Annotated in this window: 8 protein-coding genes and 1 pseudogene; 4 read left to right on the forward strand and 5 right to left on the reverse strand. The window is 65.3% G+C overall.

Going from position 1 to position 7,624, the window contains the following annotated elements:
* Window positions 1-450: 450 nt before the first annotated feature.
* Window positions 451-1,047: a superoxide dismutase gene (locus PMI42_RS05700; protein WP_008131415.1), complete on the reverse strand. Its 597-nt coding sequence runs from the start codon at window positions 1,045-1,047 to the stop codon at window positions 451-453.
* 231 nt (window positions 1,048-1,278) lie between these two features.
* On the opposite strand from PMI42_RS05700, the gene PMI42_RS05705 reads away from it, so the two are divergent.
* The 3 genes from PMI42_RS05705 to PMI42_RS05715 all read left to right on the forward strand — a co-directional run bounded on the left by PMI42_RS05705 (window position 1,279) and on the right by PMI42_RS05715 (window position 3,816).
* Entirely contained in the window at window positions 1,279-1,806 is a 528-nt protein-coding gene (locus tag PMI42_RS05705) for a GNAT family N-acetyltransferase (protein ID WP_008131417.1), read from the forward strand.
* Between the two features lie 81 nt (window positions 1,807-1,887).
* A complete protein-coding gene (locus tag PMI42_RS05710; protein WP_008131419.1) occupies window positions 1,888-3,273 on the forward strand; it encodes an MATE family efflux transporter in 1,386 nt (461 codons plus the stop codon).
* 108 nt (window positions 3,274-3,381) lie between these two features.
* Window positions 3,382-3,816: a DUF2147 domain-containing protein gene (locus PMI42_RS05715; protein WP_008131423.1), complete on the forward strand. Its 435-nt coding sequence runs from the start codon at window positions 3,382-3,384 to the stop codon at window positions 3,814-3,816.
* Between the two features lie 164 nt (window positions 3,817-3,980).
* On the opposite strand, the gene PMI42_RS05720 is transcribed toward PMI42_RS05715, so the two are convergent.
* Window positions 3,981-5,126 (reverse strand): DUF3095 domain-containing protein, encoded by a 1,146-nt coding sequence (locus tag PMI42_RS05720; protein ID WP_008131424.1) that lies wholly within the window; start codon window positions 5,124-5,126, stop codon window positions 3,981-3,983.
* Window positions 5,127-5,258: 132 nt separating this feature from the next.
* Here PMI42_RS05720 and PMI42_RS05725 point away from each other — a divergent pair, with 132 nt between their 5' ends.
* Window positions 5,259-5,729, forward strand: coding sequence for a hypothetical protein (locus PMI42_RS05725; RefSeq protein ID WP_008131426.1), 471 nt, complete (start codon window positions 5,259-5,261; stop codon window positions 5,727-5,729).
* Window positions 5,730-5,733: 4 nt separating this feature from the next.
* Here the strand turns inward: PMI42_RS05725 and PMI42_RS05730 are convergent, their stop codons facing one another.
* The 3 genes and pseudogenes from PMI42_RS05730 to PMI42_RS05740 all read right to left on the reverse strand — a co-directional run.
* Window positions 5,734-5,943, reverse strand: coding sequence for a hypothetical protein (locus tag PMI42_RS05730; RefSeq protein WP_008131428.1), 210 nt, complete (start codon window positions 5,941-5,943; stop codon window positions 5,734-5,736).
* Window positions 5,944-6,069: 126 nt separating this feature from the next.
* Window positions 6,070-6,790, reverse strand: a pseudogene (locus PMI42_RS05735) (SDR family NAD(P)-dependent oxidoreductase).
* A partial coding sequence (locus PMI42_RS05740; RefSeq protein WP_008131436.1) for an AMP-binding enzyme occupies window positions 6,783-7,624 on the reverse strand: 842 nt, incomplete at its 5' end. The gene PMI42_RS05740 and the pseudogene PMI42_RS05735, both read right to left, overlap by 8 nt.

Here is a 7,624-nt window from a genome sequence, read left to right on the forward strand (position 1 = left end):
CCCCCAGCCGATCGGCTTGCGCACCCGCCCCGGCCGCGGCTCGGAGTCCGCGTCCTCGGCAGGCGCCGGATTGTTCGGGGAAGGTTCTGACAACGGGCTGGGGTCGGCTCGATGATGATGCCCGTCCTGATTAAGGGCGGCGCTGACGCGATGCAAACGGTACGATCACAGGCCCATACGCGCATTGTGCAGGACTCAAGCGAGATAGCTTTGGGCATCGGCCGTGCCGCAGGTCCGGGCAACCTCTCCCGCTCGCAGGGAGGTCGACGCGCGAAGCGCGGCGGGTCGGGGCTCTCACCACACTGGGAATCTCTCTGCGGAGACACCCCCACCCCAGCCCTCCCCCCGCAAGCGGGAGAGGGAGCGCACCGACTGTGCGGATACAGTTCCGCACAGCAAAAAGGCGGCCGCGCGAGCGACCGCCTTTCGCGATTCCGATGACGCGTAAACTCAAGCCTTGTCGAACAGGGACTCGACGTATTCCCAGTTCACGAGGTTTTCCACGAACGCCTTGAGATAGTCGGGACGGCGGTTGCGGTAGTCGATGTAGTAGGAGTGCTCCCAGACGTCGACGCCGAGGATCGGGGTCGCGCCGTGCACCAGCGGATTCTCGCCGTTCGGGGTCTTGGCGATCTCGAGCTTGCCGTTCTTGACCTGGAGCCAGGCCCAGCCCGAGCCGAACTGGCCGACGCCGGCGGCCTGGAAGTCGGTCTTGAACTTCTCGAAGCCGCCGAGGTCTTCGTCGATCTTCTTTGCGAGCTTGCCCGGCAGCTTGTCGCCGCCGCCGTTGGGCTTCATCCAGCTCCAGAAGTGGATGTGGTTGTAGTGCTGGCCGGCGTTGTTGAACACCGCGGGGTTCTTGCCGAACGAGCCCTTGACGATCTCCTCAAGGGACTTGCCTTCCCATTCGGTGCCCTTGAGCGCGTTGTTGCCGTTGGTGACGTAGGCCTGATGATGCTTGTCGTGGTGGAATTCCAGCGTCTCCTTCGACATGAACTGGCCGAGGGCGTCATAGGCGTAAGGGAGTGGGGGCAGCGTAAAGGTCATGGGTTGTTGTCCGCGACTGATGGGGAACTGGCTTAACGAGGACTCTTATAGAAGGTTCCACGGCCGTTAAATACCGTCAATTTGCGAAAATGCGTGATGTGGCCGATTGGCCGGATTGCATAAAATCGACGCATCGTGTGGGGCGCGTCGACAGGCCGTAAAATATCATTGCCTTTGAGGCGCTTATGGCAGAACGAACGCTCCACGGCGCGGAGATGCGGAAGAGAGACGATGAGCATCGAGATCGACATTTTGAACGGCGACGCCTCGTGGCGGATCGCGGAGCCGCTGCATCAGGCAGTCTGGGGACCGCAACAGGTGGCGGACAAGCCCTGGGCTCACGTCAAATGGGCCAACGCCGATCTGCGCGTGCTGATCGAGACGCCCGAGGATGGCCTCGTCTGCCATGTCGGCGTCTACTTCCGCACCGTCACCTGGAACGGTCAGAAGGTTCATGTCGGCGGCATCGGCGGGGTCTGCACCCGCGAGAACCAGCGCGGCCGCGGCTATGCGACCGTGGCAATCGACGCAGCCGTCCACACCATGCGCGCCAACGAGGCCGTTCGCTTCGCGCTGCTGTTCTGTGAGCCGCACAATTTTGGATTTTACGAGAGGCGCAGCTGGCTGCCCTTCAAGGGCGAAGTCTATTGCGAGCAGCCGGAGGGGCGGATCCGCTTCGACCATATGGCGCCCTACGTCTTCAACATCGTCCGCGCGCCGACGCTGGGCACCATCGACCTCTGCGGCCTGCCGTGGTGAGCATTGCGTGACGACGGGCTGGCGCGTGGATGCCGCGTCGCTTAGAATGTCGATCATCATCTAATATTCCGCCCGGTGAACATGACGATCGACGCCCCGATAGACGCCGCGCCGCCACGTGCACCGGTCGCCTCGCCGATCGCCAGCCTGCTGACGGCGCCGATCCTGCCGACGTTGTTGCGGCTCGCGATTCCCAACATGATCGCCATGGTCGGCAGCACGCTGGTGGCGATCGCCGAGACCTCCTATATCGGCCGGCTCGGCACCATTCCGCTGGCGGCGATCGCGCTGGTGTTTCCGTTCGCGATGCTGACGCAGATGATGAGCGCGGGCGCGATGGGCGGCGGCGTCTCCTCCGCGATCAGCCGCGCGCTCGGCGCCGGGGACCGTGACCGCGCCGCGACGCTGGCAGTTCATGCCGCGATCATCGGCCTCTGCGGCGGATTGTTCTTCACGGTGATGATGCTCGCATTCGGCCGCGCGTTCTTTACGCTGCTCGGTGGGCGCGAGCGTGTGCTCGAGGAAGCCTCCGGCTATTCGCACATGCTGTTCTCAGGCGCCGTCGCGATCTGGCTCGTCAACACGCTGGCCTCGGTGATCCGCGGCACCGGCGACATGCGCCTGCCCTCGATGGTCCTGATCGGGGCCAGCACGCTCCAGATCGCGCTCGGCGGCACGCTGGGTCTCGGCCTGTTCGGCGTGACGCAATTCGGCATGCCCGGTGTTGCCGCCGGCCAGCTGATCGCGTTCAGCTGCGCGGCGGCCTTCTTCCTCTGGTATCTGCTGTCCGGCCGCAGCCGGCTATCGCTCAACGTCCGCGCCTTCCATTTCGAGCGTGCGATGTTCTTCGACATTCTGAAGGTCGGCGCGGTGGCCTGCCTGTCGCCGCTCCAGACCGTGCTCACCATCCTGATCTTCACGAAAATCCTCGCGACTTTCGGCACCGAGATGCTGGCCGGCTACGGCATCGGCTCGCGGCTGGAATTCCTGCTGATCCCGATCACCTTCGCTTTCGGCATCGCCTCGGTGCCGATGGTCGGCATGGCGATGGGCGCGGGCCAGATCAAGCGCGCTCGGCGTGTGGCCTGGAGCGCGGCGGCGGCCTCGGGACTCACGGTCGGCACGATCGGCCTTGTCATCGCTCTCAATCCCGCCCTGTGGGTGTCGCTCTTCACCAACGATCCCGGCGTCACCGCCGCGGCACACAGCTACTTTCACTGGGCGGGTCCGGCCTTCGTGTTCTTCGGCATGGGCGTATCGCTGTATTTCTCCTCGCAAGGTGCAGCGCGCGTCGGCGGACCGGTGCTCGCCTCGACAGGACGGCTGCTGATCGTCGCGATCGGCGGCATCGCCCTGATGATGGCGCAGGCGCCGGCCTGGACCTTGTTCGCGCTGGTCGGCGGCGCCATGGTCGTGTTCGGGCTCTCGACGGCGGCCTCGGTCGCCTTCGTCCGCTGGGGCAAATGAGCGCAGGCAATAAGCGCAGCCAAATAAGCGCGGGAATGTGATTCCATCCAGCGTTGCACTATCCTGCCGGGCTGCTATGGAGGCGCCTCCCTTTTCGAGGCCCCCTCCATGTTCAGCAGATTCGCCATCCTGTCCGTCATCCTGGCTGCACTGTTTGGTGCGACTGCCGCCCACGCGCAGAGCGCCGACGGCACCTGGCTGACCCAGGCCGGCGATGCGCGCGTCAAGATCAGCAAGTGCGGCGGCGGCATCTGCGGCCACGTCGTCTGGCTGCGCGAGCCCATGGACACCGCGACCGGCCAGCCCGCCACCGACAGCAAGAACCCCAATCCCGCGCTCGCCAAACGGTCGATGATCGGACTGCCCCTGTTCAGCGGCATGCAGCCCTCAGGACCGAACAAATGGTCGGGCCAGATCTACAATGCCGACGACGGCAGCACCTATGCGAGCAGCGTCACGGTTACGGGAGCGGATTCGCTGCGGGTCGAGGGCTGCGTCGGCGCACTTTGCGGCGGCGAGACCTGGACGCGCGCGGGGCGGTAACTCACCCTCGTGTCCCGGACACGATGCAGCGCCAAGAGCGCGTTTACGCGCGTCTTCGACGCGCTATGGCGCTGCTTCGCAGAGCCGGGACCCACACTGCGATAGGCCCCGGCTCAGCAGCGCACCACTTCGTGCTGCGCTGCGTCCGGGGCACGAGATCGCAGCTACCCCATCATCGCCTTCAACGCCGTCGCCGCCGAGGCATAGCCGCCCCGCGCGCCGTCGATGAAATGGACGTGGTCGCTGCGCAGCGCCGAGGGCGTGAAGCAGGTCATCATCGCGGCGTCCTGCGGGTAGAGCCCGTAGCGCACGATGCCGTCGCGCGCGGCGGCCGCGAGGCGGTCGCTGAGGCCGCGCTCGAGCTGCGGGGTGCAGTCGAGGATCATGCGCAGGCCATCGTCATATTTGCGGAAGTCCGAGTTCTCGACCACCTGGCGCTTGTAGACGTTCGGCACGAAACCGCCGACATTGAGGTCGAAACGCATGATCAGATAGACGAACAGCGTGTAGGCCAGCACGCTGGCGCGACGCGCAAGCAGCGGACCGCCACGTTTGGTACGGGCTTCGAATTCCAGCCCCTGCGGCGGCCATTTCAGCGGCGGCCCCTGCGGCGGCACCGGGCGCCCCCCATCGGGGCTGCGCTCGACCAGGTGGATAATGTCCTCGATCACCTTGCGGAACGCGTGCGGATCGGCACCGCGCGCCGGCATCACCAGCACCGACAGGATCAGGCCGCGCGCGGCCGGCATCACCTCGAACCGGCAGGACAGGCCTGACAGGTCGGGCTGCGTGCCGGCAGGCGCCTCAGCGACCGCAAACTCGCCGCGCTTCATCGCGGCATCGGCGAAGGCGAGCCCACCGCCGGAGAACATCGCATAGGACAGGTTCGCCGAGGGACCGAAGCGCGCGACCCGCACGTCGAGGCCCTGCGCCCGGATGGCACTGACCGGCACCAGCGCGACGCGCATCGTCAGGTCGAGATCTTCCCGCACCCAGGTCGCGGTCGCGGCCAGCGCCTCGCGTGTAGCATCAAGATCATGGGGCGCGACCGCAAAGCTCGCACCGTCGCCGCCGAACACAAAGGGGAATTCGCGCCCCTCCAACGCGTTCGTGACCGCCGCGATCACGGCGGCGCCGGCCATGTTGACCGCCTTGTAGCGCTGCGCCGCAATCGCCTTGGTGGAATCGACGATGTCGGCAACGCCGATGCTCCAATCGTCCGGCAGCGGCGCATAGAGCGCGGGGTCCATCAGGCTGGTGAAGCCGCGAAAGACGGGAATGCCGCCATAGAAGGATTCGCCTGATGTCATCGCGTCATGCCGGATGTTGGGATGCGTGTCTGAAAGAAATACGTGGCAGGATCGATCCGGGTTCGCCTGAGGGCGCGCCCTTGCCATCATTGGCCGAAACCGGGCCGGACAACAAGATCGCGGCGCGCCGCAATGCCGCAGCCGTCATTGATCGGAGTCAAATGGCGCGCCGGAAACAGCGACTACGGTGGGCACATCTCCAGGGGATTGCGTGGGGTGACCGAAGTGCCCGGCCACGGCGACAAGGACATGACGACGCCCGTGCGGCAGCGCACGAGGCATGACCCGATCAGCGCGGTGAAGATGTCGGAATGGCTGACCACCGCCGTCGACGTCTGGGCCGAAGCCAATCACCTCACCCGCTCTGATGCAATCGGCAAGCTGGTCGAATTCGGCCTGAAGACCGCGCCACCGGTGCTCTCATTAACGCACTCCATCGCATCGGACGCCACGCGGATCGAGGAGATTGCGGTGCATGAGATCGAGGGCCTGATCGATCCCGCCTTGCCCGTCGACGAACGCGAACGCCGCATCCGCCGCCTCACCGAAGGACCGCCGGAATTCTCACAAGAACGAATTGACCTGCCGAAGCAACGGACGTGAGCGCCTAATGCAGTTTCTCGTCCTCGCGCTTGCGCAAGGCATCGGGAGACGCGCCGTGACAGCCAACCAGCCGCACGAATTGCTGCGGATACATTTCGTGACCATGATCGCCGGAATTCTGATGCGACATCGGCGGACAGCGAACATCATCCGCTCTCGCGCGCGACGGCTCGATCCGGCCTTGATTCGAAGCGGTCATGTTTGAAGTGGCCATCGACTGCTCCCTTTCGATTAGGGCAGATCGATTGACGTAACCCAATCGATTGCGGGCCATCTTACGACCAAATCCGGCTTGATGTCATTGCGCCGGATCAACGCAATTGTGGCAGCGGAGTTCCGTTTACGCGGTGTTCCCCGCGTCGATGGTGAACACGGTACCGGTGACGTTGCGGCCGCCCTCGCCGAGCAGATATTCAACCATGCGTGCGACGTCATCCGTCTCCGGCAATCGCCGTAGCGCGCTGCGGCCGGCGATGCGTTTGCGGCTCTCGTCCGAGAGATTGTGCGTGAGCTCGGTGTCGATGAATCCCGGCGCGATCGCATTCACGGTGATGCCGAGCTTGCCGACCTCGCGCGCGAGCGAGCGGGTGAAGCCGGTCGCCGCGGCCTTGGTGGCGCCATAGACGGACAGGCCGTTATAGCCCGTCGTCGCGATGATCGAGGATGTTGATGATGCGGCCGGCACCATCCGCCATCATCTGGCGCGCGACATATTTGGTGAGAATGATCGGCGAGAGCACGTTGAGCTGCACCAGCGCCTCGATCTCGGAATTGTGCATGGTCGCGAGCAGGCCCTCGGTGCCGAGCCCGGCATTGTTGACGAGGCCGTAGATCGGACCGAATTCGTCGCGCACGAGTTTCGCGAAAGCGGGAATCGCATCGATCACGGCGAGGTCGCAGGCGCGGAAATGCAGCTGGCCATTGGACTCGGCGATCGCAGCCTTGAGCTCGTCGCTCTCGCGCCGCGCCGCCGCAATCACGTTGAAGCCGGCGCCGGCGAGGCGCTTGCCGATCGCGAGGCCAATTCCGCGGCTGCCGCCGGTGACGAGAACATTATGCATCGGTGCGCGCCAGTTTGCCGGCCGGAGTGACGTCGAGCGCCTCGACGAAGCGGATCACCGCCGGCACCTTGTGAGAGGCGAGCTGAGCACGGCATCGATCCAGGATCTGGTCGCGGATCTCCTTCACCCGCGCCTGATCGGTGCCGTCGGCGAGGATCACGTCGGCGACGACGATGCCGCCGGTGATCGGGCTGCGGCGGGATTTCGCCCGCGACATCTGCACATCGGGGTGGCGGTTGATCACCGCCTCGATCTCTTCGGGGTGAACCTTCAGTCCGCCGATATTGATGATGCCGCCGCGGCGGCCGACGAAGTAATAGCGATCGCCGCGCAGCTCGACGATATCGCCGCTGTCGACAAACCCGTCGGCATCGGTGAGCGCGGCAGCGTTGCGGCCGATATAGGCATGTGCGATGCGCGTCGATCGGATGCGCAGCGAGCCGTCGACGACCTTCATCTCGACGCCATTGCGGCTGCCGAGATAGTTCGCCGGAAAACCTTCCAGCCCGTCATTGACGGCGAAGCCGACGCCGGCCTCGGTCGAGGCATAGGCATGGCCGACGGAGGAATTGGGGAACGCCCCCTTCAGCCCGTCCAGCACCGCCTGGTCGGCGATCTCGCCGGAGAGACGGACGTAGCCGGGCGCGAATTGCGCGGCCGAGCCGCTCATCAGCATCTTGCGCCAATGCGAGGGCGTACCGGAGATATGCGAGACGCCGCCCGCGTTCAGGCGCGCGACATGATCGCCGAGCGCCTCATGCGGATCGGACAGCACCATCGAGCCGCCGGAAAGAACGGCGCGGAGGAATATCTGCAAGCCGCCATAACGGCGGG

The sequence above is a fragment of the Bradyrhizobium sp. YR681 genome, from assembly GCF_000282615.1.
In the GTDB taxonomy this organism is placed as follows: domain Bacteria; phylum Pseudomonadota; class Alphaproteobacteria; order Rhizobiales; family Xanthobacteraceae; genus Bradyrhizobium.